A 25,589-nucleotide genomic window follows, 5' to 3' on the forward strand; every position below is an offset into this window, starting at 1 on the left:
TTTTCAGCAACGGTGTGCTTTTCGGATTCCGAAAACGAATGAGCCGCTCAATACCTCAAGATGGCATTGGCCGGAGCCTCGCTGGAGGGCAACTCATCCATCTCTTCAATGAAAACATTTCCGCCTTTCAGAAAGGTTGATTTGGCAGCAAAATCAAGCAGGCAATGATCCATCGGTTCTTTGTCCTCATGAATCTTCAATTTCGCGTTTTCCACATCAAAATCGCCCCAAATGTGTTGGCCTTTTCCCACAAACAGGGTTTCTATCCGGCCGCCATTGGCAGCAATCAGCAGTTCTTTCAGATCGGAAGTAATCCGAAGGTTCGTTTCCGAATACTTCTCTTTGTTTTCATTTCTGGTCTTGTCAAAATAGGGCTGTAAAAGTTCGCAGGCTTTTTTATGTACTTTGTCCATGTCGCCGTTATCGTGGTTGCCATGCACACATTTCGGGAAGATGTTCTTATAATCCGAAAGATGCTGAAACTGGGCGCACAGGTGCTCCACCGAAGCAATGACCAAAGGAGCCGATGCATCGCCCAGTATTTTATTCAGACCATCGTCAACGGCTTGCAGGTACTTCGTCACCTCTTTTTCCTTGTCTTCCTTGCCTTCGCCTTTGCCATGATAAAGGCCAAAGCCGCCCGGGGTTTGCCCGCTGCGGTAGTTCAACGATTTTTGTTTTACATCTTTTCCAACAGCATCTTCCAAATCTTCGGGAAGCACGCCTTTGGTTGGAATCTCCGTCAATTCGTATTGATAAGCTTCAAAAAGCCGATTCTTTTTCAGGCTAAGCTGAAGAATGTAGAACTGGTCGTGACGATTGAAAATACTCAGCAAAGGAAGCAGGTAAAAGCGGTTGGAAACCAACGAAAATTCTTCGATGCGGAGCGGTAGGGTACGGTACACAAATTTATCGCGGCTGCGGAAAACCAGCAGCGAATCGGACAAATGTCTCCAGAACGTGGTGTCTTGCAGCAGCTTTGTGATGGGCTCCAGGTATTCAAAAATCGCTCGCTGTTTTAATCCAAGCGCAACGAGCTGTTCTTCAATTTTGGACACCTGGTTTTTCAGGCGGATCATGCTGTCCTTGTTTTCACCGTTGTGGTGGGTCGGTATGTAAATCGAAATGCAATAGTCGCCGCGTTCGGCAACCAGTTCATCAAACTGTTTTTTCTTTAGTAAAGTCATGATTAAACGGATTAAAATGTTAAAAATGAAAGTAGGATAAAGCTCAATAGCCTGCTGCTGTCTCCGCTTTGGAGGAGATACCGTTTAGCTGCGGGAACAATCTCAGGGCAGGAAGCGGAGGGAATCAGGTTTTCGAAATTTGCACGGAAAGTTGTTCTTGCAGCATATCGAAACTCGCCATTGGGCGGTAAATGCTTTTGGGGTGAAATCGATTGGAGTACGATTGATTTGTAAACTGTCCATGGTTTAAAATTTGTTTTTATTCTTGTTCATGAAACCACAACTCCTATTCCTAAACGGGCCAGCGCGAACCGTTAGGGGCCGGGAATAGCGTGGACAGGCGAAAATAAATGAATCGTGCAGCTGCCTGAATGATCAAGATGCCCGCTTTTCCTGTGGAAATTATAGGAAAACTGTGGAATATTGCCACACCAAAAATTGATTTTCGAGGGCGGCATGCTCCGGTTTAAAAACGGAAAGTTGATGACTAATTTGTATAGGATGGAGAAAAGACAAACAGACCTGAAAGAAGCACTGAATAAACCGAAACCGATTGATGAAATTCTGACCGAGCAGATCGATATGGCCATGCACGAGCATAACCGATCCAAACAGGATTTGTTTCTTTCGGCCATTTCTGCCGGATTGGACATTGGCTTCAGTGTTTTCCTGATGGCCGTTATTTATACGCTTTTCCACGATGTTGTTCATCCTTCGGTCTTGCACGTGCTGCTTGCCTGTGCTTATCCATTAGGCTTTGTTTTTGTGGTTGTCGGAAAATCGGAACTGTTTACCGAGCACACCACGCTGGCTGTTATTCCGGTTTTAAACAAAATCGCCAGCTTTAAAAGCTTGATGATTTTATGGGGAATCATCTATTCCGGCAATTTGCTCGGAGGCTATGTTTTCAGCGGTATTCTGGCGGTTTTGCCTTCCGCCTTCGAGGTTATCGATTCCAGGGCTTTGGCCGAACTTTCTCTAAAACTCATCAATTTTCCCTGGCATATCATTTTACTCAGTGGCATCCTGGCTGGCTGGTTGATGGGCTTGCTGTCGTGGCTGGTCACCTCGGCACAGGAGACCATAAGCCGAATACTGATCATCGTTTTAATCACTTCGGTGATTGGCATCGGTGGATTGCATCACTCCATTGTAGGTTCCATTGAAGTTTTTGCCGCCGTACTCACCAGCAATGCTGTAAATTTGACGGATTATGCCCATGTTCAGATTTGGTCAACCCTTGGCAATATCATCGGCGGCGTGGTGTTTGTCGCTTTGGTCAAGTTCAGCCACGTCAACCCACGAAACCGGAGAATTGGGAAAGGGTAGCTTTTCCAAGCGTTCACCTCATTCATCCAACGATCGGCTCGATGCACCGGGATAGCTGCTCGATGCACCGGAATAACCGCCCGACGGACCGGAATAACCCCTCAATGTACCGGAATAACCGCTCGACGCACCGGAATAACCCCTTGATGTACCGGAATAACCGCTTGACGTACCGGAATAACCCCTCGATGCACCGGAATAAGTGCCCGACACACCGGAACAACCGCTCGATGTATCGGAACAAGTGCTCGATGCACCGGAATCTTCGTTTGAAATATCATAACATTTGCCCAAATCATCGAATACAGGAGACCAAAACAGCAGATAAAACAAGGGATTTATAGGAATTAACTTGATTAGACAAGCACTTGTCATCAAGTTAAACTAGCTGATGAGCAGACCTCAGTAAAAAATAAAAAATCAACTAGTCATAAAAATAATTGAACAATTGATTGGATTTTGTTCTGAAATGTACTAACTAGCAAAGCAAATTAATTTACATTGTTAAACCATGAACAAAAAACAATCTAACCGAAAGGCCATGCATGACGCCGTCATCGCTTTTCTGGATGGCAAACCCGAAAAATGGAGCTCCATCCCCAAAATTGTCGTTTTTAAAACCGAATTGAGTACCGTAAATGTGGCGATTGAACAATCGCAGGAATCGCAACTGGCCGCACAGGTTTTTGTTGGCGAAAGTAAGCAAGAGTTGAAGAAAACAATCGCCCTGAAAGGCGACGTATTGAACGACTCGGTAGAAGCGATGGCCGTAGTCACCGATGACGCGGCGCTGGAAAGCAAAATGGCTGCTTCGTATTGGGACCTGAAGAATCTGCGCAATGGCGACTTTGTCCCCAAAATTAAGGAATTGATTGCCATGGCAGAAGCACACAAGGAAGTACTTGTGGCAGAATATGGCGTGACGGAAGAGCAAATTGAAGACCTGAAAGCCGATCTGAATCGTTTCCTGGAAATGAATGGCGAACCGCGGGCCTACCAAATTGCATCGGTGCAGGCCACCAAAAGCCTGGCCGAGCTATTCAGCGAAGCCCACGACATTTTAACCACCAAGCTCGACAAGGTGATGAAAATCTTTAAACGCCGCGACCCCGACTTTTACAACGGCTACCTGGCCGCCCGGGTAATTGTAGACCGATAAGCTTCAAAGTCTCTAGATAACTCAGAGCATGGAGGGCCCGGCGATGGGAGTCGGGTTCTCCTTTTTTTGGGGGGAGGGGAGATGGGGAGAGGGAGAGAAACAACTTACCAGTCATAAAAACAAACCATGAATATTATAGAAAACAAGTTTTTTCCGGGATGGATTGATTTGGTCAACGAATTAGAATTTGCATGTTTTAGGAATCAGAAACGAAGAGCTGGAAAACATGCGAAGTGTTCTGCATAAAATAACAGATTATATTGGGGCTATTCCATAAGCTCCTTGACCCACCCTGTCGCGGCGAGCCGCGACTTCCCTCCCTACACGTAGGGAGGGCCGGGGTGGGTGCAAAAAAGCCAGAGAACGGAGCAGCTCAATTGCCTTGTTTTTCATAACTTGTCTGAAAACACCAATCAAATGAGCGATCCTACTCCAATTAGCCGGGCGCGTGCACTCCGCAAAAACATGACTCCTTTCGAGAAAATATTGTGGGCCAATCTTCGAAAAAGAAAGTTAGGTGGTTTTAAATTCTTACGCCAACATCCCATCATTTATCAAGTGTACAACAACAAACCTCTTTATTTTATTGCTGATTTTTATTGTGCCGATAAAAAACTGGTGATCGAATTGGATGGTAAAATTCACGACTTTCAAAAAGAGGAAGATACCGCCCGTGATGAGATCATGGCAAGCCTGGGCTTGCATGTGATACGAATCAGAAACGAAGAGCTGGAAAACATGCGAAGTGTTCTGCATAAAATAACAGATTATATTGGGGCTATTCCATAAACTCCTTGATCCACCCTGCCGCGGCAAGTCGCGACCTCTACACGTAGGGAGGGCCGGGGAGGGTGCAAAAAAGCCAGAGGAACCAGATTATTTGTTTCGTCCCTAAGCGACTTATCGGGCAAGGAACGGTCCCGGTCTAACTAGTTTGATTTTTTTGATTGGTCGAGCTCAAACTCTTTGCAGCTGCGTTCTTCAAATTTGTAGGTTTTCCCCTGAATTCCAATTTCAACAGGTGGCGCCCAGCCTTTTTCAAACTCAATTTTTACCTTTTTGTGATTGATGTATAGTCTGAACCAATGGCTTCGGAAACGGATACTTAAAACAATGTTTTCAATGTTTTCGGGTAGGCGTGGGTTGAGCCACAACACATCGTCTCGAATTTGCAGTCCCGTGTAGCAGCGTTGAATCAAATCGACTGTTCCGGCCATGGCGCCCAGGTGAATGCCTTCGGGCGTGGTTCCCCCCTGAACATCTTTGAAGTCGCTCATGAGCGCCTGCTTGAAGTTTTTCCAGGAATTGCTTCGGTTTAGACGGGCGTAAATCCACGAGTGAACCACTTTACTCAAGGTTGATCCGTGCGACGTGCGTTGCTGATAGTAGCGGATGTTTTTCGCAATATCGGTTTGAATATTGAAGGAGTAGCCCAGCTGGCCGAATATTTCTTTGATTTCATGCGAAGTGAGTAAGAAAAAGATCATCAACACATCGGCCTGTTTACTGGCTTTATAGCGGTTGGGGGTGTCGCCCTCGCTTTCCAGAATCCGGTCGAGCCGCATGACCTCGCCGTGTTCACGCTTATAGCGCTCCCAGTCAAATTCTTTCAATTTTTCATAGCCCTCAAATTGGCTGATGATGTTGTCGTCATGAAATGGAATATACATTTTATGGGTCATCTCTTCCCATTTTTTCACATGTTCATCCTTCAATCCAACGGCTTGCATGATTTGTTTTTGCTGGTTGCCATCAAACAAGGCCAAAACGTCCAATGCTCGTTGAATAACCCACACGGTCATGAAATTGGTGTAAGCGTTGTTGTTTAAGCCCAGTTCGTCCGAGTCGGGATATTTGGTGTGGTATTCATCGGGTCCCATCACCCCATTGATCACAAAGCGTGATTTTTTGCGGTCGAACTGTGCGATGCTTGACCAAAACAAGGCGACCGATAAGATTAGTTCAGCTCCATAGTATGAAAGAAATTCCATGTCTTTTGTGGCTTGGTAATAGTGCCAGACATTGTACACGATGGTGTGGTTAATGTGCCGCTGCTGGTGGCTGTTGTCGGGAATCCAATTGCCGGACTCCGGGTTGAGGTGAATCTTTTGACTCTCTTCGCGTCCGTCGCTGCCGCTTTGCCAGGGAAACATGGCGCCTTCAAAGCCTTCGTCCCTGGCAGCCTGACGGGCTTCACCCAATCGCCGGAAACGGTACATGAGCAGGCTGCGGGCCACATGGGGCAAATGCAAAATGAGGAAGGGCATGATGTACATTTCGTCCCAGAAAATATGTCCGCGGTAAGCCTCGCCGTGCCAGCCTCGTGAAGGAACGCCAATGTCGATATTGACTGTATGACTGGACACGGTTTGCAAAATATGAAAGGTGTGTAAACGCAAAATGGTTTGGTCTTCGCTTTGATCATTGAGCCGAATTTTGGTATCAATTCGATTCCACAGGTTTTCCCAGGATGACTCGTGCTTTTGCAGTAAGCGGTTGAATCCGGGTAATTTTTCAATGCTGGTTTTGGCCTGGTAAAGTGGTTCGCTAATCGCCACATCTTTTGAGGTGTAGAGCGTCATGATTTTTTCGATGCGGACCGGCTGAAGCTTCTGAACTTCAAGTTCCAGCTCATGGATCGCTTTTCCTTTTTCTGACTTAAAATTTGCCCTGGGTTTTTGTTTCTTATCATCTATAAACAGTTCGGTGCGGGCAGCCAGTGCCATTTTAATGTGCGATTGGTTGCTTTCGGCTGCCAGACTGATGATATGTTCGCCGAGGCAATTCGTAGAGATCAGGTTCAGGTGTTCGTTGTTCAAATCGCTGTACCGGGCTACATTGTTATTCTTGATATCACCATCAAGTGCGGACACGACATGCAGTGTTCCCGACCAATTCTCGGGAACAATATCCCATGAGATACCAATCACATGGCAGTTGTTCATGCTGACAAATCGTTTGGCAATCAAACTGGTCTCATTTCCCTGTTCATCTGAAAACTTGACTTTGCGGATTAAAAGGCCCGATTTTAAGTCCAACTCATGCTGAAATTCATGAATTGTGACCTGGTCGATGTGAAACGGTTTTCCTTGATTGATTCGGAACGTTAAAGGCAACGGATTAGGCCAGTTCACCAAATCCTCATTTTCAATGTCTTTTCCGGCAATATTTGTTGTAAGCCGGTTGAATCCACCGGCCAGATAGGTTCCCGGATAATGAGTCGCATTGTCGCTGGTTTCTTCAAAGGCACCGCGCAGGGCAATGTAGCCATTTCCAAGCGTTAGCAAGGCCTCGCGTTTGGCTTGTTCTTCGGCATCGTAGCTGTGGTAAGTTATTTTCCAGTTATCCATAAATCAGTTTTTCAGTTTCGGGGGGGGCATTTATGACTGCTGAAGAAGTTGGTTCAGAAACTGTTCTAACTCATCAACATCCTTCAGTCTGAAATGAGCAACGGTGGGTTGATCATGTTTGCCAACCAAAATGCTGACACCGTCATCAATGATGTCCCGGAAGGCGTCTTCATCCGTCACATCGTCACCAAAGTAAACAGGTATTGTGTTGTCAACGGATAAGTTGAGCTTATCCAGCAGCCAGTACACTGCTTTTCCCTTGTGCCAGTCGATGGCCGGCTTGATTTCCAAAATGCGTTTTCCGGTTCCCAGTTTCAAATTCTCGTGTGCATCAACCACTTGTTGCACCTTGTTTTTGATGGTGTCTACATTCGGCTCGTCTACATTGCGGTAGTGCACGGCGATGGCAAACTTTTTCCGATCGATTTTGCATCCGGGAATTGTTCCGGCCAGTTCGTTTTGAAGTTGTTGTTCCAGTTGATCCAGGAGTGGAAGAACGGCCTGTGCTTCTTTCTGTTCGAGATATAAATTGTCTGGTCCTTCGATGTGGTAGCCGTGGCTTCCGGCATAAATCAATGTGTCGAGTTTGACGAGCTGCTGAATATCGCGCAGATCGCGGCCACTAACGACAGCAACCGGATATTTTTCAGCAAGCTGAACAATGGTCTGGCGCATGTTTTCGCCCAAAACGGCATCTTCGGGTTGCGATACGATTGGGGTCAGTGTACCATCATAATCGAAAAACAGGGCCGGTTTCCTTTTCTGAAATTGCTTGAAGATGTGTTCTTTTTCGTCGAGCGCAGAAGGTAGTTCTTCGTAAAATGAAGCTTCTTTTTCCGTCTTGCTGCTGATACTTATTTCCTCGAAGTTGCTCATGACCCAATGGGCACCATGACGCAGCATATCTGCTTTGCCGCCACTTCGCTTTACTCCGACCACAAATTGAAAACCGCCTGTTTGTCCGGCTTTTACGCCTGCTTCCGCATCTTCGAACACGATGGTTTTACTGATGGAAGATTTGAGCCTGTTGGCTGCTTCAATAAAAATATCAGGCTCCGGTTTCCCTTTCAGTCCAAGTTCTTCAGAAACCTGACCATCCACACGAGTGTCAAATAAGTTCAAAACGCCTGCTTTTTCAAGAATTAGCCGGGCGTTTTTGCTGGAGGAAATCACGCCGATTTTTAGCCCCTTGGCTTTCCATTCCTCTATTTGTGCGATGGTATCCGGGTAAACATCGGCACCTTCTGCTTCAATGATTTCTAAAAAATGAGCATTCTTTTTGTTACCCAATCCACAAATGGTTTCCTGATCTGGCGAATCTGACGGTTTGCCGTAGGGCACTTCAATCCCTCTTGATTTTAAGAAACTTGCCACGCCATCGTAGCGGGGCTTGCCATCCACATAACTCAGGTAATCGTTGTGGCTAAACGATTTAAAATCCTTTCTTTTTGAGTTTAGAAAAGCGTCAAATACCTGTTTCCATGCTTTTTCGTGCTGCCGCGCTGTTTGGGTGATTACACCATCCATGTCAAAAATGGCTGCTTCAATTCCTTCAATATTCAGTTTCATTTGCTGTTTTTTAAATAGTTGATGAGTCCGCCGGCCAAAAGAATTTTCCGTTGCCGTTTGCTTAAGGGGCAGACCAGTTTAATACCTTGTTGTGTGGCCTTGTTGTATGCCGTAATGGTTTTTCCCTGTTCGATAGACGAAATGACATCGTTGAAGACCAGGATGTTGTTTGTTTCCAGATGGTTCAGGTTCTCAGGATTTTCAAACACAAAAGGGATAATGCCGAAGTTGACCAGGTTTTGAAAGGCAATACGTGCGTAACTTTTGGCAATTACGGCTTTTTGTCCCAGGTAGCGGGGGGCAATGGCCGCATGTTCGCGGCTCGAACCCTGGGCATAGTTTTCACCTGCGACAACCAGGTGGCCACCCAAAGCATCGCGGGCTTTGAGTGCAGCCTGATGGAACGAAGGGTGGAGCGCTTCATAAGCGAACTGACTAATCGCCTCGATATTGCTTCGAAGCGGCAGTACTTCGGCTCCTGCTTTCAGGATCTCATCGGTCGAAATGTTGTCGCCCATTTTTAGGATGATGGGGGCTTCGAAGGTATTTTCAATTGGTGTGAAATCCGGTAAGGAGGTGATGTTTGGCCCTTTTTTCAGCTCAACATCCCGGCCGCTTTCGTTGGGCTCAATTAACATCATTTTATTGACCGATGCTTGTTCGGGCTCAATGTATTTGGGGTAGGCGGCTTTCTTTCCATAGTCCAGCGGATCTGTAATCACCCCGTGGAGGGCAGATACGGCAGCCGTTTCGGGACTGCATAAGTACACTTGGTCGTCGGCTGTTCCCGACCGGCCCGGAAAGTTTCGGGGCATGGTACGCAGGCTGATGGTGTTGGATGCGGGTGCCTGTCCCATGCCAATGCATCCCATGCATCCGGTTTGGTGGTAGCGGGCGCCTGCTTTAATTAATTCATTTAGGGCACCGAGTTTTCCCAGATCTTCAATTTTTTGCCGCGAAGAAGGGTTGACGTCCAGAGAAACGTCAGCGGGAACAACCTGCCCTTTTACAATTTCACTAACCATCCAAAAGTCGCGCAAGCCGGGGTTGGCTGATGAGCCAATCACAACCTGCGAAATCGGTTTTCCGGCTACTTCGCTCACCGGAACTACTTTGTCGGGGCTGCCTGGTTTGGCAATCAGGGGCACCAGTTCATCGAGCCGGATGTGTTCGTAGTGATCGTATGACGCACCTTCGTCGGCTTTAATTTCGGTCCAGTCATCTTCGCGGCCTTCTTGTTTCAGGAAAGCCCGGGTCACTTCATCCGACGGGAAAACGGTGGTTGTTGCTCCCAATTCGGCACCCATATTGGCAATGACGTGCCGATCCCAGGCGCTGAGCTGTTTCAGTCCTTCGCCAAAATATTCAACAATATAGCCGACACCTCCTTTTACATCGTAGCGGCGTAACATTTCCAGAATAATGTCTTTTGCACTTAGCCAGTCGGGCAGCCTGCCGGTCAGTTCAACGCCCATAACTTTGGGCATATTGATGTAGTAGGGCTGCCCCGCTGCGGCAGTGGTGATGTCCAAGCCTCCAGAGCCCATGGACAGCATGCCGAGGCTACCAGCCGAGCAGGTGTGGCTGTCCGATCCGATCATCAGCTTGCCCGGCTTGCCAAAGCGCTCCATATGCACCACATGGCTGATTCCATTTCCCGGACGGCTATACCAGTACCCGTATTTTTGGGCGGCTGACTGCAGGAAAGCATGATCATCAGCATTTTTGAAATCAGCCTGTAGTAAGTTGTGATCTACATACTGAACAGCCACTTCCACCTGCACGTGATCCAGCCCAAGCTTTTCAAGCTCAAGCATGATTAGTGTCCCGGTAGCGTCCTGCTGCAAAAGATGATCAACTTTCAAGGCGATTTCGCAGTCAGGCTCCATTGAACCTTCCACCAGGTGATTTTTTATCAGCTTTTGTGTGACATTTAATTTTTTCATGACGTGTTATACTTTTAATTGCTTTGCATCTTTTGTTATTAATCTTTCACTTTTTGCGCTTGCAAATGCTCCATTCTTAGAAACAGGAGCGGACAGATCGTATTATTCTTGCGTCTCCTTCATTGCTTCGATCATTTCGCGGCTAACTGCGTCGTTTTCTTTGGTTGACGGACGAAGGATAAGCCGAATTCCACGATCATAGGTAAAGTAGTTCCATGACCAGTTGGCAAATACCACGGCTTTGTTCCGAAAGCCGATCAGAAAGAGCAAGTGTACCACCATCCAGATGAACCAACCCAGGGCACCACTGAAATTGAGGTCGCCGGGAAAATCCGCTACCGCTTTATTCCGGCCAATGGTTGCCAAAACGCCTTTGTTTTTGTAGTGAAAAGGCTTCATGGTTTGAGCTTGATGCAGCCTGTTCAGGTTTTTGCCCAGTTGCCGGCCTTGTTGTATCGCCGCCTGTGCCAGGCCAGGGAGCCCTTTGGGGTAGTCTGGATGCAGCATGTGGGCAACGTCGCCGATGGCGAAAAGGTTTTCATAGACTTGTTTTTGCTCTTGATCTTTAAAAACACGATTGATTTCATCAACGACCAATTTGCCTTTTAGAATGCTTTTCTTGCCAAATCCATCAATTAAATTTCCTTTCACACCAGCAGCCCAAATTAACGTTCCGGCATGGATTGTTGTGCCATTATCCAGTTTTACAACTTCGCCATCATAATCGTCAGTCATGCAGTTTAACACGATATGAACCCCCATTTTTTCAAGGTATTTTTTTGCCTTTTTCCCCGACTTTTCTGACATGGATGGCAAGATACGATCCAGTCCTTCAATTAGGTGGATCTCCATTTTGCTGAAATCCAGTCCGGAGTAGTCTTTGGGCAATACCTTGTTTTTTAGTTCGGCTAACGAACCACAAACTTCGACCCCTGTAGGCCCGGCACCAACAATAACAAAGGTCATGAGCTTTTTCTTTTCCTTTTCACTGGTCATAATTTCGGCCTTTTCGAATTGCTGAAAAATATGACTGCGCAAATCCAGCGCATGGGTGATCTGTTTGAGGGGAAAAGCATGTTCTGCAATATTTCTATTACCGAAATAATTGATCTGGGCGCCTGTGGAAATGACCAGGTAGTCATAGTTTAGCACTCCTGCGGATGTTTTTACTGTTTTGGTATTCGGGTTAATTCGGTTCACCTTGAGCATCCGGAAGTGGGTGTCCGGCTTTCGATTAATCACTTTTCTTAACGGTCCTGCAATTGAATCTGGTTCAAGTCCAGCAGTTGCCACCTGATAGAGCAAGGGCTGAAATGTATGGTAGTTGTACCGATCCAATAACACAATCTGAAAATAGTCAGAATTCAGATTCTTTAATAGTTGAACACCTCCAAAACCTCCGCCAATGATTACAATTCGGGATTTTTTTGTGTCTGGTATATTGATCGAAAACAGATGCTCTTGATTCGTCATTTCGTTAATTTTGTTTTAGAAGTGAAAAAACCGTTCCAGTTTTGGCCGTTGGCGGAAAGTGGTCAAATTTGGATGCGCTGAACTTGTGATGCTGTTATTTTTTGCAGGAAGACTCGAAGGGGATTGTGAGTGGGCACTGATCTGTTTTTCACCTAAAGACTTCGTTTTAGGAGTCATGAGGCAGCGTTACCGCTACTGCAGGATTATTGGTAAAGTCACTATTTTTGTGTAGAGTTATTACACGCTTTTTCTTGAAAATTCCACAATCACTTTGCATTCGATAGAATCTGGTTGGCCTTGATTTTCCAGCGAGTCCCAGCAGTTTCCTCGTTTTCAGTTGTGCCGTTGCTTTCATGCTGATTATGGTATAACAATTGCCATTTTTATCATAAAAAAGGAAATTGATTTCCGAATAATCAAAACAAAAAGAGAGCAGGTATGACAAAACAAAATCACTCTCACAAGATACACGAGTTTGAAAATCAAGAGTGGCTTGATTCCATTGATTACATTATTGAGAATGAAGATGCTGACCGGGTTGACGAATTAATTGAATTACTAGAAAACCGGGCCCGGGCAAAAGGCATTCGGCTAAAGTCTCCTGTCAATACTCCATATGTCAATACCATTCCGGTTTCTGATGAAGTGGACTACCCGGGCAACCGCGAGTTAGAGCGAAAAATTAAAAGTATCATTCGATGGAATGCCATGGCGATGGTGGTTCAAGCCAACAAAAAGCAAGATGGCATTGGAGGGCACATTTCAACTTATGCTTCGTCGGCTACGCTCTATGAGGTTGGATTCAATCATTTCTTTCGGGGAGCAGACAGCGGCACATCGGCTGATATGGTGTATTTTCAGGGACACTCTTCTCCCGGTATTTACGCCCGCTCTTTTTTGGAGGGGCGCTTTTCGAAAAAGCTTCTGGAAAATTTTCGGCGTGAACTGAATCCCAAAGGCGGCTTGTCTTCTTATCCGCACCCGCGGTTAATGCCAGACTATTGGCGGTTTCCCACCGTGTCGATGGGCTTGGGGCCAATTATGGCCATTTACCAGGCACGATTTAACAAGTACTTGCAAGACAAAGGTCTCTTGGAAGAGTCTGATCAAAAAGTGTGGGCATTTATTGGCGATGGTGAGATGGATGAACCTGAGTCGCTGGGTGCCATTACGCTGGCTTCGAGAGAGGATTTGGATAACCTGATTTTTGTGGTCAATTGTAATTTGCAAAGGCTTGATGGACCAGTTCGGGGAAACTCATCGATCATACAAGAATTGGAAGCAGCCTTTTATGGTGCTGGCTGGAATGTCATTAAAGTGATATTGGGCGAAAACTGGGATCCTCTCCTGGAGAAGGATAAAAGTGGTTTATTGATAAAGCGACTTGGCGAGTTGGTTGATGGGCGGCGTCAGAAATTCTCGATTTCTGATGGCGATGTTATTCGCAAGGAATTTTTTGGAAAGTACAAGGAATTGTTAAAACTCGTTGAAGATTTAAGTGATGACGAGCTGGTCAAGTTGCGCCGCGGAGGCCACGACCCGCTAAAAGTATACAATGCCTACAAGAAAGCGTCTGAATCTACGAACGGCCCAACGGTCATTTTAACCCAAACCGTGAAAGGCTATGGACTGGGCGAAGCGGGCGAAGGCCGAAACATTACCCACCAGCAAAAGAAATTGAATGAAGAAGAGCTCATCCATTTTCGCGATCGGTTCAATATCCCGATTTCGGATGAAGATTTGGCAGAAGCTCCCTTTTACAAGCCTGCCGAAGACAGCGACGAGATTCAATACCTGAAAAAACAGCGGGAGAAACTCAATGGGTTTTTACCGGTTCGAAATGAGGAGACGGTAGATTTTGAGATGCCGGATTCCGAGGTGTTTGAGGAGTTCCTAAAAGGTTCCGGAAAGCGGGAAGTGGCCACGACCATGGCTGCTGTGCAGCTGCTTTCGAAACTTCTGAAGGATAAGAATATCGGAAAGCTGATTGTTCCGATTGTGCCTGATGAATCGCGGACTTTCGGGATGGATGCCTTGTTTAGGCAAGTGGGTATCTATGCGCACAAAGGACAACTGTACGAACCCGTTGACCGCGATAGTTTATTGTACTACAAGGAAGCAAAAGACGGCGCTATTTTGGAAGAGGGAATTACCGAAGCGGGGTCCATGTCGTCGTTTATCGCTGCAGGAACAGCCTATTCTGCTCATCAAATCAATTGCATTCCGTTCTACATCTTTTACTCCATGTTTGGTTTTCAGCGGGTGGGCGATTTAATATGGGCCGCTGCCGATGCGCGAACCAAAGGATTTTTGCTGGGAGGAACAGCCGGGCGAACCACCTTGGCCGGCGAAGGCCTGCAGCACCAGGATGGGCAAAGCCATTTGCTGGCACTTTCCGTTCCTACAGTTCAGGCTTACGACCCGGCATTTGCCTATGAGCTGGCGGTGATCGTAAAGAATGGAATCAAACGCATGTATGTGGATGGCGAGGACATCTTTTACTACATCACCATCATGAACGAAAAATATAAGATGCCAGCCAAACCTCCCCGAAAGGGAATCGAAGAAGGCATTATTAATGGGATGTACCCGTTTAGGAGCAGCCGGAAAAATGAGCATAACCTGCACTTGCTTGGAAGTGGTTCCATTTTGAATGAAGCCCTGAAAGCAGCCGATATTCTGAAGAAAGATTACGATATTTTTTCGGAAGTATGGAGTGTGACCAGCTACAAGCAATTGTATGACAACGCTATTGAAACGGAACGCCAAAACCGACTGAATGATTCGAAAATAAAATCTTACATCGAAGAGGCTGTGGGAAAGGAAGAAGGAATTTTTGTTGCTGCTTCCGACTATGTTAAGGCTTTGCCATTGTCGGTTTCAAAATGGTTTCCCGGAACTTTTGAGGCCCTGGGAACCGATGGTTTTGGCCTTAGCGAACATCGCGACGAATTGCGGGAACATTTCGAAGTCAATGCAAAACATATTGTTTGGTGTACTTTGCTGGCTCTCCATAAGCAAAAAAAGATTGACCAAAAAACATTAAAAGAAGCCAAAGAGAAATTGCAGATAACCGGGGAGAAAAAATCGCCACTTCGACCGTGAATCAGCGAAGCAATCCGAAAAAACAGGTAGTAACCCTTAATTTGAAATACAGATGAAGAAAGAAATAAAAATTCCAGAGATCGCCGAAAGTGTCGAAACTGGTTTAGTAGCCGGAATCCTGGTTTCTGTTGGCGATAAGGTTGATGAAGATCAGGGCTTGGTTGAAATTGAAACGGATAAGGCGACTACCGATATTCCTTCGCCTTACGCCGGTGTGGTGGATGAAATTAAAGTGAGTGAAGGCGATGAAGTGAAAGTCAACCAGGTCATCATGATTATTGAAACCGAAGGAAAAGGAGAGGAGAATGGCGATGAGGATGCCGACGAAAAAGACGATGAACAAGCTTCGGATGATAAAAAGTCTAAAAAGGAAAAATCAAAATCGACAAAAAAGGAAGAACAGGTAGGAGATTCTGAAGAAGAGGGTCAGGATTCAGAAGAAGATGACGACGATGACGAGCAAGAAGAGTCTTCCGAAGAAAGCGAAAAGTCTGATGAGTCGCAGGAAGAGGATGAAAGTAAAAAGAAAGAGAAGAAAGATTCGGCTGATCTGCCTGCTTCGCCTTCGGTCAGACGATTGGCACGCGAAAAAGGGGTGGATTTGAGTCAGGTGGAAGGCACGGGACCAGGCGAGCGAATTACGGCTGAGGACGTAAAAAAGCACGCAGAACAAGCGGAGGCTGGTGAGTCTGATAAAAAATCGGACAAGAAAAAAGAAACCAAAGACGACGGGAAAAAGTCGCCTGATTTTGCCAAATGGGGCCTGATTTCGGTCGAGCCGATGAGCCGCATTCGCAAGCTGACAGCCACTAATGTGCAGAGTGCCTGGCAAACCATTCCGCATGTCACCCAGTTTGACGAAGCGGACATCACCAATCTTGAAAATTTCAGACAAAAGAATAAAGAGAAAGTTGCCAAAACAGGTGGAAAACTAACGGTGACAGCTTTGTTGCTCAAAATTGTTGGTTTTGCACTGCAGAAATATCCTCAGTTTAATGCCAGTCTGGATACCGAGAATGATCAAATCATTTACAAGCATTACTACCATGTTGGCGTTGCGGTTGATACGGCTCAGGGGTTGTTGGTTCCGGTGGTGCGCGATGTCAATAAGAAGTCGCTGACCGAGCTTTCAGCTGAGCTGGATGAGCTGGCTGAAAAAGCCCGCGACAAGAAAATTTCATCCGACGAAATGCAGGGTGGAAGCTTTACCATCTCCAATTTGGGCGGTATTGGCGGGACCGGTTTCACGCCGATTGTTTATGCGCCCCAGGTCGCCATACTAGGCGTAGCTCGAAGCAAATATCAGCAGGTTTTGGTTGATGATGAATTTCAAAAGCGAATGGTGATTCCCTTGTCTCTTTCTTATGATCATCGCGTGATTGATGGTGCCGATGGTGCACGCTTTCTACGCTGGATATGCCAGGTGATTGAAGATCCTTACGCCATCCTGCAATAAAAACGAATCATAATGAACAACGATAAAAAACACGAACTCGTCATTATTGGTGCTGGTCCCGGAGGTTACCGCGCGGCATTCATGGCCGCCGATCTGGGGCTGAAAGTTACCTTGGTCGATCCAGAAGTCAATCCGGGAGGCGTTTGTCTTTACCGCGGATGCATTCCTACCAAGGCATTGTTGCACTTGTCGAAAATTAAAAAGGATGCGGCAGAAGCTGATGCCATGGGGCTTCATTTTTCTGCCGCAGAAATTGATGTGAAAAAGGTGGCCAACTGGAAAAGCAAGGTTGTGAAGAAGCTGACCGCCGGCTTGGGACAACTGGTAAAGGCCCGGAAGATCAATTACATCAGGGCTTATGCCAAGTTTATCGACTCGAAAACACTGGAGTTGAAGCATGAAAATGGCGATGTGGAAAAGATCACCTTTCAAAAAGCCATTATTGCAACCGGTGCCACACCAGTCGAACTTCCGGGAATGGAGTTTGACAAGCCCGGTATTTTAAACGCATCAAAAGCTTTGGAGTTGAAAGAGATTCCTGATAAACTGTTAGTGATTGGCGGCGGTTACATCGGCCTTGAAATGGCTACGATTTATCATGCACTTGGTTCGAAAGTTAGCATTGCCGAACTGACAGATGATTTCATGCCGGGAATGGACAAGGATTTGGTGGCCGAATATAAGAAGGCATCGAAAGAAATGTTCCAGGATGTTTTTCTGAAAACGAAATTGGTGAAGGTGGATAAAAAGGGTGACGCGCTGCAAGTGACTTTCGAAGACAGCGAACAAAAGACATTCAGGAAGCCATACGACCAGGTGTTGGTAGCCGTGGGGCAAAAGCCCAACACCGACAGCCTGGCACTGGAAAAGACAGCCATTGAGTTGGATGAAAAAGGATTCATCAAGGTAAATGAGCAGCAGGAAACAACGGGCAAAAATGTGTTTGCCATTGGCGATGTTGCCGGTGCCCCTTTGCTGGCACATAAAGCGAGTTACGAGGGCAAAGTGGCCGCTGAGGTGATTGCCGGTAAAAAGTCAACCAACGACGCGAAAGTGATACCGGCAGTGATTTATACCGAACCCGAGATTGCCACCTGTGGATTGAGCGAAAAGGAGGCGAAAGATAACGACATCAGCTATAAAGTAGCCAAGTTTCCATGGGCCGCGTCGGGTAGGGCCGTGGCGATGAATGAAACGATCGGCTTTACCAAGTTGCTGATCAATCCGGAAAACGAACGCATACTGGGAGCGGGGATTGTCGGAAAAAATGCCGGTGATCTGATTCCGGAGCTGGCGCTGTCTATCGAGATGGCAGCAACTGCTGAAGATCTGGCGCTGACCATCCATCCGCATCCAACGCTGAGCGAAACCATTATGGAAGCGGCCGAATTATTTTACGGCCATCCGGCCCATACGTTTGTCAAAAAGAAATAACAAATCATTTGTAGAACCTTTAAAATAAATAACCATGCAAAACTATCATGAGCCACCAACAGAATTGTCAGATGAAACCCGCGATTTTATCCGGGCTCTTACATCGTTGAAAGAAGAAATTGAAGCTATTGATTGGTATCAACAGCGTCTATCGGTCACTAAAAATCAACAACTCAAAAAGATTTTAGAACACAACCGCAATGAAGAAATGGAGCATGCCTGTATGGCTTTAGAATGGCTCCGAAGAAATATGAAAGGTTGGGATGAACATTTGAGAACTTACCTATTTACCGAAAAAGATATTGTTAAAATTGAAGATGACTAAAAAATAGAAAGCTATGAATATTTTAAAAAAATCGATCGCACCAATTACCGATAAGGCCTGGGAGGAAATTACGGACAGGACCAAGCAAATTATGGGAACCTATTTGACTGCCCGAAAGTTTGTTGACATTGAAGGGCCAACTGGTCTGGAACAAGGTGGAATTTCAACCGGCCGTTTAATTGTACCTGAAAACCAGTCGGATGATGGTGTAAATTATGGAATCAGGGAAATGTTGCCTTTTATCGAAATTCGCAAGCCTTTTGAACTGGATCTTTGGGAGCTCGACAACATTGAACGGGGCGCAAAAGATGTTGACTTGACTCCACTGGAAGAAGCTGTAAAAGAAGTGGCTTTTTTTGAAGAAAAGGTGATTTATGAAGGCTTTGAACCGATCAAAATTAAGGGAATGAAACAGGCTGCGGAAAATCCATCTGTTGAAATTCCGAAAAGTACCAATGCATTTTTGAAAGAACTGGGCAAGCAAATTATGCAACTATGTCAAAATGGGGTTGAAGGCCCATATTCGTTGGTGATTTCAGCAGCCGAATGGCTTGAGTTGGTGAAGCTTTCCGAAGGTTATCCCATCCAAAAGCAGCTAACGGAAATCTTAGGTGGACAGCTGATCATTAACCAATCCAATAAGCTTTCTTTTTTGGTTTCGGAGCGGGGAGGAGATTATGAACTGGTTCAAGGACAAGATATTACTTTGGGCTATGATACACATGATACTCAAAATGTGAAACTCTACCTGACGGCTTCATTTACCTTCAGGGTTTTAAGTCCTGAAGCAGTCGTTGTATTTGAAAGTAAGCGGTCGGATTAGCATCTGAAATCAAGACAGATTCAGCCGGCATCGTTTTGAAAAAAGTCATCATTTAACGATTAAAGAAAGGAACGAGCATGTTTAAATTATTGAATTTGACAAAAGATAATCTGATAGCCATTAAGATTGACGGAAAGGTCCGAAAAGAAGACTATCAAATGATTACCCCTTTGATCAATGGACGTGTCAAAGACTATGGGAAAATCAGGATGTACATTGAAATTGAAAGTATTGAGGGTGTTGAGGCTGCAGCGTTGAAAGAAGATTTGAAAACCTACATCAAACATTTTAACCATATGGAAAAAGTTGTTGTTGTTGGCAAAAGTAAATGGCAAAAGTTGTGGTCAAATCTGGCTAGCCCATTTGTTTCAGGCGAGATGAAATACTATTCCGAAGAGGAAATTACCGATGCTGTCCGCTGGATTTTGGATTAGCGAATGGGGTCGCTTCAACCGGGATGCCTTTTGATAGTCAACTTTCGAATCAGAAGAAGTTTAATCTGAAAAACAGAACGAAATGAGAATAACGATTATAAGTGATATAAAAGGAAATGCGGAAAGCATCATTCCTTATGGATTAAACCTGGCCAAACATCTGGAGGCTGAGGTAGACTTGGTTCATGTTATTGATTCGCGCATGGCGCAGGGAGTCAGCAGTACGTATGCCGATTCGCAAAGCATAACGCCAGGGAATAAGTTTTCGCATGCCGAAATTATGCAGCGCGAAAAGCGACAGGTTGCCATGAAAATTGACCAGATGCTGAGTAAGGAAGCTTCGAAGTTGAATTATCCTTTAAAAGTCAATGTTGACATTGAAGAAAACAGTGTTGAAAATAAAATAGCGAATGATCTGAACGCAGGTGCCAGTGCCTTAATGGTTATCAATAAGGAAGCGGATGGGGCCATCTTTGAATCGCAAAAGGAGCTGATCGATTGCTGTAAAGCTTTTAGCGGGATAAGCTTGTTGGTTCCACCCGGTGAAGAATTTCAACCCATTTCAAGTATTCTTTTACCAACAAATTTCGATGATGAAGAATTTAACAACTATCGGAAAGTAGCTGATTTTCTGGGTGTTTTTCATCCCGTGGTGAATGCTATGGGTATGCGTGCCGACAAAACAGCGGGTGAGCTGCGGCAGTGGGAGAAAAAGCTTTCGAGCGTATTTCATCTTTCATCGGTCAATCACAAGCTGATCACGGCAGGTGATTTCGAAGCGCAATTTATCGAGTATACGGCGCTGCTCGAGCCCGGTTTGACCTTGATTTTTGAGCGGCCACAGAATGCCATTGCAAGTTTTTTCAAAAAGGAATTTGTGCTAAAAATTTTGGAACAAACCCGCACGCCGGTATTGTTCTATTCGATGAAACAATAATTCAGGCGACGAAAAATTAGTCAGTCTATTTTATTCGGCTTCCGGTTTATTTTCCTCCTGTAGTTGATGAAGCAAGCGGGCATATTTTCCACCGTGGAGCAACAGTTCGTTGTGATTGCCCCGCTCAATGATTTCGCCATCTTCCAGCACCAAAATCATATCGGAGTTTTTAATGGTGCTCAGTCGGTGAGCCACGGCAATCACCGTTTTCAATGAGAAAATATTCGCGATGGCTTGCTGAATATATTGCTCGGTGAGTGAGTCAACCGCACTGGTGGCCTCGTCAAGGATAATGAGCTCGCTGTTGCCGGCAATGGCCCGGGCAAACGAAATCAGCTGGGCTTGTCCTTTCGACAGGTTGTCGCCGTTGTCTTGAATAACAAATTCATAGCCGCCCGGTAGCTGATTGATAAAGTGGTTGGCAAACACAAAGGAAGCGGCTTGTTCCACATCGCTTTTGGAAATTGATTCGCGCCCCAGCGAAATGTTGAATTCCACCGTATTGTTGAACATGAAAATATCCTGCTGCATCACCGAAATGGTTTCGCGAACCTGCGCAATGGGGATGTCAGTTAGTTCAATACCATTAATTTTGATGGAGCCCCGATAGCCGGTGTAGGTTTTCGCCAGCAGTTTAATGATGGTCGATTTGCCCGATCCTGTTGTTCCAACCAAAGCCAGCCGGTCGCCTTTGTTGAGTGTGAAAGAAACATTCTTTAATACGTCCGGCGAATCTTCAGAATAACGGAAATAGACATTTTTAAACTCAATTTCGCGAACCTGCAAAGGCTGTGGCGTTTGGCTCCTTTGCGCTGCTTTGGGGTCTTCCACTTGCTGATCTACCAATTCGTTGATGTGTTCGAGCGCCGATAAAGCCCGCTGAATGGTGGAGATTTGCTGGGCAAATTGTTTGACCGGGATGAACAAACGTTCCAACGTAGTGACAAACACAATGAGGATTCCCAGCGTAAAGCCATAATCCCAAATTTGAATGGCGCCGTACCAAATGACAATGGCCGTAGCTACCGAGGTAATTCCTTCAACAAGCGAATAAAGTGCCGAATCGTAAATGTTCGAATTGTTTTGGGCATCGCAATATTCTTTGTTGAGTTTGTCGTATTTTTCGAATGCTTCATTTTCGGCTGCATATAGCTGAACAGTTTTCATACCGTTGAGTGATTCCTGAAGGTATGCTGCGGATTTGGCCAGGCTGGTGCGTGAATTGTTGTAAGCCATGCGGATTTTCTTCCGCAGATAGCTCATGATTAGCACAATAACCGGAACGACAATAAGCAGAACCAGCGTGAGCCGCCAGTTCAGGTAAAAGAGGTAACCAACCAGGGCCAGCGTTTTGATACTGTCGGCCAAAAGCCCCAGGATTCCCTGGGCAAACGATTCTGAAATGGATTCCATGTCGCTGGTCAGGCGCGAAAGCGTGACACCAATCGGTTTTTTATCGAAATAGCTGAGTGGAAACCGAAGTGATTTTCCGAACAGCTCTTTCCGCATATCAACAATGGCCATTCCGCCCGATTTCGAAAAGGCGTAGCTGTAAACACCGTCAAACAACAGGTTGACAAGCAACACCACCGCCAGCAAAATGATTTGAAGAATCAAACCTTCGCGGTTTCCCGGAACGACGTAGTTGTCGATGATGTTTTCAACCAGCCACAGAAAAAGAATACCCGCAATGGTGGTGACCGGAATGGAAGCAATACTGAGGAAGAACCACTTTTTATGCGGAACAAAATAGCGTCCAAATCGCCGAAGCAATTGCCAGTCTTTTGTTTTTAATATCTTTTGTGTTGCGTTAATCATCGGTTTCCAATTCAATTTTTAATGACAGCTTTTGCGTTTAACTTTCCTGCTGAAGTGCGAGAATGTCGCGGTAAAATTCAGATTGTTCCAGCAGCTCGCGGTGATTGCCTTTGGCAGCCATCCTTCCTTCTTCCAGTACAATCGTAAAGTCAGTTTTTTCAAGCACACTGATCCGGTTCGAAATGACCACCAGGCTTTTGGCCGGATGATTGTCGAATATTTGCTTGATCAAAAAGCGCTCGGTGTCGGTGTCAACCGCCGAAAACACATCATCCAAAATCAGCAGGTCGCAGGGCGTGTAAAGCGCACGGGCCAGGCTAATGCGTTGTTTTTGTCCGCCCGAGAGCATGATGCCTTTTTCACCCACCAATGTTTTTTCCTTCTTCGGAAAGCGGGCCAGTTCGTCGGCAAAGGAACTCTTGTAAATCACTTCCTTGAAATCGTTCTTTGTCGGTGCTTTTTCCGAACCAAAAGCAATGTTGTTTTCAATGGTATCCGAAAACAGAAAAACCTCCTGGCTCACCGTTCTTACCGACGAGCGGATATCTTCGCTGCGCAGGTCGGCCGCGTCCAAATCGCCAAAATAAACCATGCCTTTTTCGGGGCGTAAATAGCCATTCAAACAGTTGATGAGCGTTGTTTTACCAGAACCCACCTTTCCGGTGATACCAACGACTTGCCCGGGTTTGATGGTGAAGGAAATAGCTTGCAATTCGGGTTTTTCCCCGTTGTGGTAGGTGAAGTTGAGGTTTTTTACACGGATGCCATCGCCAAACAAATTGGCTTTGATTTCATCGGGAAGTGCCTGGCGTTTTTCATCGGCTCCTCTTCGTTCCAAAATGGTTTGAATGCTGCTGATGCCCACAAAACCCTGCTGGAAAATGGTGAGCACCCAGCCCAAGCCCATAATGGGCTGGCTGAGCAGCGCCGCGTAGGCAATGTATCCGGTTAGTTCGCCAATGGTAAACTTTCCGTTAATGACGTACATACCACCGACAAAGAGCACCACAATCTTCAGAATTTGTCCCAGGTTGAAAAGCAGTGGCATGACAAAAGAACGAATCCAGGCAATTTTCAAGGTTTGCCCAAACAGGGAGATGTTTTCCTTCTGAACTTCACGCTCGGCGTAATCGTAAATGTTGTAGCTTTTAATCACGCTGTTTCCCGACAAAAAGGAGATGGTTTTTCCGGATAGCCTTTGCAGCGTGTTCATTTGCAACCTTGTGTTTTTCACCATGATGGCCATGCCGATACGAACGATGATAAAAACCACCACCATGGGCACAATGCAGTACAAGGTGAGCGCGGGCGAAAGTTGCCACATTTTATAAGGCGTCAGCGACAGGGAGAAAATGATGTTACCGATTTGCAGGATGCCAAATCCGGCGATCAGCCGCAGTCCGTTGATGTCGTTGTTGATTCGGGAGATGATGGAGCCGGACAAGTTTTCATCGTAATAGTCTTTTCCAAACGACGAAAGTTTTCGGAACATTTCGCCTTTCAGCTGCCGTTCAATCAAACGGGCCGGGATGAAAATCAGGATGCGCGAAAAAGTCCGCACCAGGATCAACGCCAAAGCCAAGCCAACGATGATCAGTACGTTTTTGTTGAAATCAGCTTCATTGCCTGCGCGTCCGTCGGCAATTAGGTCAATGCTTCGCTGAATAAACTCGGGAATGGTGACCGACACCCAAACGGTAAGCGCCAAAAAAAGAATTCCCCCGGTGTACCACCAGCGGTATTGGTGCATGTAGCTGAATAAAAATTTCAGTTTTGAAAACATGAGCTAAATTGTCGTTTAAAGGCTTCTATTCGTTGGGACAGCTTTGCAATTGCAACAACTGCCAGTCGTTTAATAAGTTGATTAAATTTCCATTGTACTTCTGATGATAATTATGAAGCACCCGTTCGGCTTGGGTAATGCCGCTTGCCGTAATTTCGCGGACGGGCTCCAAATAAAGACTTTCGTCCACGCTGCAGCAAGTGACCGAACGCCGCGTGAGGCCACCCAAAGCAATTTGATACAGTTGCTTGGCCACCGTTCCGGCGTGGATGTTTCCACTGGCAGCCTGCAATCCTTTGCGGGGAACCTGCGCACGCACTTCCTGCATGGTTTTCACGTCCCAATTTGAAATCAGCGCTTCGGCTTCATCCAGGCTGTCGCCATCGTACAGCAGGCCTACCCAAAGGGCCGACAGTGCGGCAATATGCCTGGTGCAGCTGGCATCGGCGCCGCGCATCTCGATGAACTGCTTTAGGCGCACATCGGGAAAGACGGTCGATACATGCGTTTCCCAATCTTCCATGGTGGGCACAAGCTGGTGCTTCCCATTCATAAAATCGCGAAAGGTCATGCCACTGGCCGGTAAGTATTCTTCATTCCGGAAGATAAAATACATGGGCACGTCCAACAGGTAATCTACCCAGCGTTCGAAGCCAAAACCTTCATCAAAAATAAAAGGTAAAAAGCCGCATCGGTCCGGGTCGGTGTATTCCCAAATGTGTGCCCGGTAAGTCAAATAGCCGTTTGGTTTTCCACCCGAAAACGGCGAATTGGCAAAGATGGCGGTGACGATGTATTGCAAAGCCTGAGCAACCCGCATTTTCCGAACCATGTCCGATTCGCTTGAATAGTCGAGGTTAACCTGAATGGTGGCCGTGTTGGTCATCATATCCAGTCCGAGTTTGCCGCGGGTGGGCATGTGCTCTTTCATATACGTGTAGCGCTTCTTGGGCATCCAGGGTAGTTCGTCGACTTCCCAAAGGGGGCCAACACCCATGGGAAGACTAAAAAAGCCAAACTCCTGACAAATGGATTTGAGCTCCTCAAAGTGCTTCTTCGTTTCGATGTAAGTTTCATGTACCGTCTTGAAATTCTTTCCGGAAAGCTCAAACTGGCCGCCGGGTTCGAGCGTGATGGAAGCTCCGTTCTGCTTCAGCCCGATGATATTTCCATGTTCATTAATGGGTTCCCAACCGTGAATCTGCATATGCTTCAAAATGGTTTTGATGCCCGGTTCTGTGTTGTAACCCAGTCGATGAAAGTTCGTGGTGTTGTATAGGAATTTTTCGTGCTCGGTTCCAATGCCCCAATCCACCGAAGGTTTGCTTCCCTGCTCAAAGTAATGCACCAACTGTGCCTTGTCCAGTATGTGTTGTTGTTTTTCTATTTCTGTCATCTTCTTACTAAAGTTCTTTTTGGCAATTTTGTTTTCCCTTGAGTTGAATTCTTTTTCGTTTTAAG

The 25,589-nt window shown here is 46.1% G+C and carries 18 protein-coding genes; 10 read left to right on the forward strand and 8 right to left on the reverse strand.

The annotated features are described in order from the left end of the window. Nucleotides 1-47: 47 nt before the first annotated feature. Complete coding sequence (locus NC99_RS08795; protein WP_053182439.1) at nt 48-1,187, reverse strand: baeRF7 domain-containing protein; 1,140 nt, start codon at nt 1,185-1,187, stop codon at nt 48-50. Nucleotides 1,188-1,670: 483 nt separating this feature from the next. Here NC99_RS08795 and NC99_RS08800 point away from each other — a divergent pair, with 483 nt between their 5' ends. The 3 genes from NC99_RS08800 (at nt 1,671) to NC99_RS08810 (ending at nt 4,464) form a co-directional block, all read left to right on the forward strand. Continuing rightward, nucleotides 1,671-2,516 (forward strand): formate/nitrite transporter family protein, encoded by an 846-nt coding sequence (locus NC99_RS08800; RefSeq protein WP_204374953.1) that lies wholly within the window; start codon nt 1,671-1,673, stop codon nt 2,514-2,516. Nucleotides 2,517-3,027: 511 nt separating this feature from the next. Further along, nucleotides 3,028-3,675, forward strand: coding sequence for a hypothetical protein (locus tag NC99_RS08805; protein WP_053182442.1), 648 nt, complete (start codon nt 3,028-3,030; stop codon nt 3,673-3,675). 417 nt (nt 3,676-4,092) lie between these two features. Then, a complete protein-coding gene (locus tag NC99_RS08810) occupies nt 4,093-4,464 on the forward strand; it encodes an endonuclease domain-containing protein (RefSeq protein ID WP_053182445.1) in 372 nt (123 codons plus the stop codon). Between the two features lie 140 nt (nt 4,465-4,604). On the opposite strand, the gene NC99_RS08815 is transcribed toward NC99_RS08810, so the two are convergent. The 4 genes from NC99_RS08815 to NC99_RS08830 form a co-directional block, all read right to left on the reverse strand. Further along, complete coding sequence (locus tag NC99_RS08815) at nt 4,605-7,025, reverse strand: glycoside hydrolase family 65 protein (RefSeq protein WP_053182448.1); 2,421 nt, start codon at nt 7,023-7,025, stop codon at nt 4,605-4,607. A gap of 30 nt (nt 7,026-7,055) precedes the next feature. Further along, nucleotides 7,056-8,594 (reverse strand): trehalose-phosphatase, encoded by a 1,539-nt coding sequence (gene otsB, locus NC99_RS08820; RefSeq protein WP_053182451.1) that lies wholly within the window; start codon nt 8,592-8,594, stop codon nt 7,056-7,058. Next, nucleotides 8,591-10,540 (reverse strand): aconitate hydratase, encoded by a 1,950-nt coding sequence (locus tag NC99_RS08825; protein WP_053182454.1) that lies wholly within the window; start codon nt 10,538-10,540, stop codon nt 8,591-8,593. Before NC99_RS08825 ends, otsB begins: the two co-directional genes overlap by 4 nt. A 102-nt stretch (nt 10,541-10,642) precedes the next feature. Beyond that, nucleotides 10,643-12,013 (reverse strand): NAD(P)/FAD-dependent oxidoreductase, encoded by a 1,371-nt coding sequence (locus tag NC99_RS08830; protein WP_053182457.1) that lies wholly within the window; start codon nt 12,011-12,013, stop codon nt 10,643-10,645. Between the two features lie 438 nt (nt 12,014-12,451). Between NC99_RS08830 and aceE the strand changes: the two genes are divergently transcribed. From aceE to NC99_RS08870, 7 genes are all read left to right on the forward strand, one after another. Next, nucleotides 12,452-15,118 (forward strand): pyruvate dehydrogenase (acetyl-transferring), homodimeric type, encoded by a 2,667-nt coding sequence (gene aceE, locus NC99_RS08840; protein WP_053182462.1) that lies wholly within the window; start codon nt 12,452-12,454, stop codon nt 15,116-15,118. A 52-nt stretch (nt 15,119-15,170) separates the two neighbouring features. Next, nucleotides 15,171-16,574: a 2-oxo acid dehydrogenase subunit E2 gene (locus NC99_RS08845; RefSeq protein ID WP_053182469.1), complete on the forward strand. Its 1,404-nt coding sequence runs from the start codon at nt 15,171-15,173 to the stop codon at nt 16,572-16,574. A gap of 12 nt (nt 16,575-16,586) precedes the next feature. Continuing rightward, on the forward strand, nt 16,587-18,008 hold the full coding sequence (gene lpdA / locus NC99_RS08850; protein ID WP_053182472.1) for a dihydrolipoyl dehydrogenase: 1,422 nt from the start codon (nt 16,587-16,589) through the stop codon (nt 18,006-18,008). A 34-nt stretch (nt 18,009-18,042) separates the two neighbouring features. After that, a complete protein-coding gene (locus tag NC99_RS08855) occupies nt 18,043-18,333 on the forward strand; it encodes an encapsulin-associated ferritin-like protein (protein WP_053182477.1) in 291 nt (96 codons plus the stop codon). A 13-nt stretch (nt 18,334-18,346) separates the two neighbouring features. Further along, a complete protein-coding gene (locus tag NC99_RS08860) occupies nt 18,347-19,156 on the forward strand; it encodes a family 1 encapsulin nanocompartment shell protein (RefSeq protein WP_053182480.1) in 810 nt (269 codons plus the stop codon). 95 nt (nt 19,157-19,251) lie between these two features. Then, entirely contained in the window at nt 19,252-19,590 is a 339-nt protein-coding gene (locus NC99_RS08865; RefSeq protein WP_162231185.1) for a SpoIIAA family protein, read from the forward strand. Nucleotides 19,591-19,672: 82 nt separating this feature from the next. Next, nucleotides 19,673-20,527, forward strand: coding sequence for a hypothetical protein (locus NC99_RS08870; protein ID WP_053182487.1), 855 nt, complete (start codon nt 19,673-19,675; stop codon nt 20,525-20,527). Between the two features lie 30 nt (nt 20,528-20,557). Here NC99_RS08870 and NC99_RS08875 read toward each other — a convergent pair whose 3' ends face one another. The 3 genes from NC99_RS08875 to NC99_RS08885 are packed head-to-tail and all read right to left on the reverse strand — an operon-like array spanning nt 20,558 to nt 25,524. Continuing rightward, entirely contained in the window at nt 20,558-22,345 is a 1,788-nt protein-coding gene (locus NC99_RS08875; protein WP_053182490.1) for an ABC transporter ATP-binding protein, read from the reverse strand. A 37-nt stretch (nt 22,346-22,382) separates the two neighbouring features. Continuing rightward, nucleotides 22,383-24,128, reverse strand: coding sequence for an ABC transporter ATP-binding protein (locus NC99_RS08880; protein WP_053182493.1), 1,746 nt, complete (start codon nt 24,126-24,128; stop codon nt 22,383-22,385). Nucleotides 24,129-24,153: 25 nt separating this feature from the next. Further along, the gene (locus NC99_RS08885; RefSeq protein WP_053182496.1) at nt 24,154-25,524 is read right to left on the reverse strand and encodes a glutamate--cysteine ligase; all 1,371 of its coding nucleotides are present in this window, start codon (nt 25,522-25,524) and stop codon (nt 24,154-24,156) included. Between the last annotated feature and the right edge of the window lie 65 nt (nt 25,525-25,589).

It is taken from the genome of Sunxiuqinia dokdonensis, assembly GCF_001270965.1.
GTDB lineage: Bacteria > Bacteroidota > Bacteroidia > Bacteroidales > Prolixibacteraceae > Sunxiuqinia > Sunxiuqinia dokdonensis.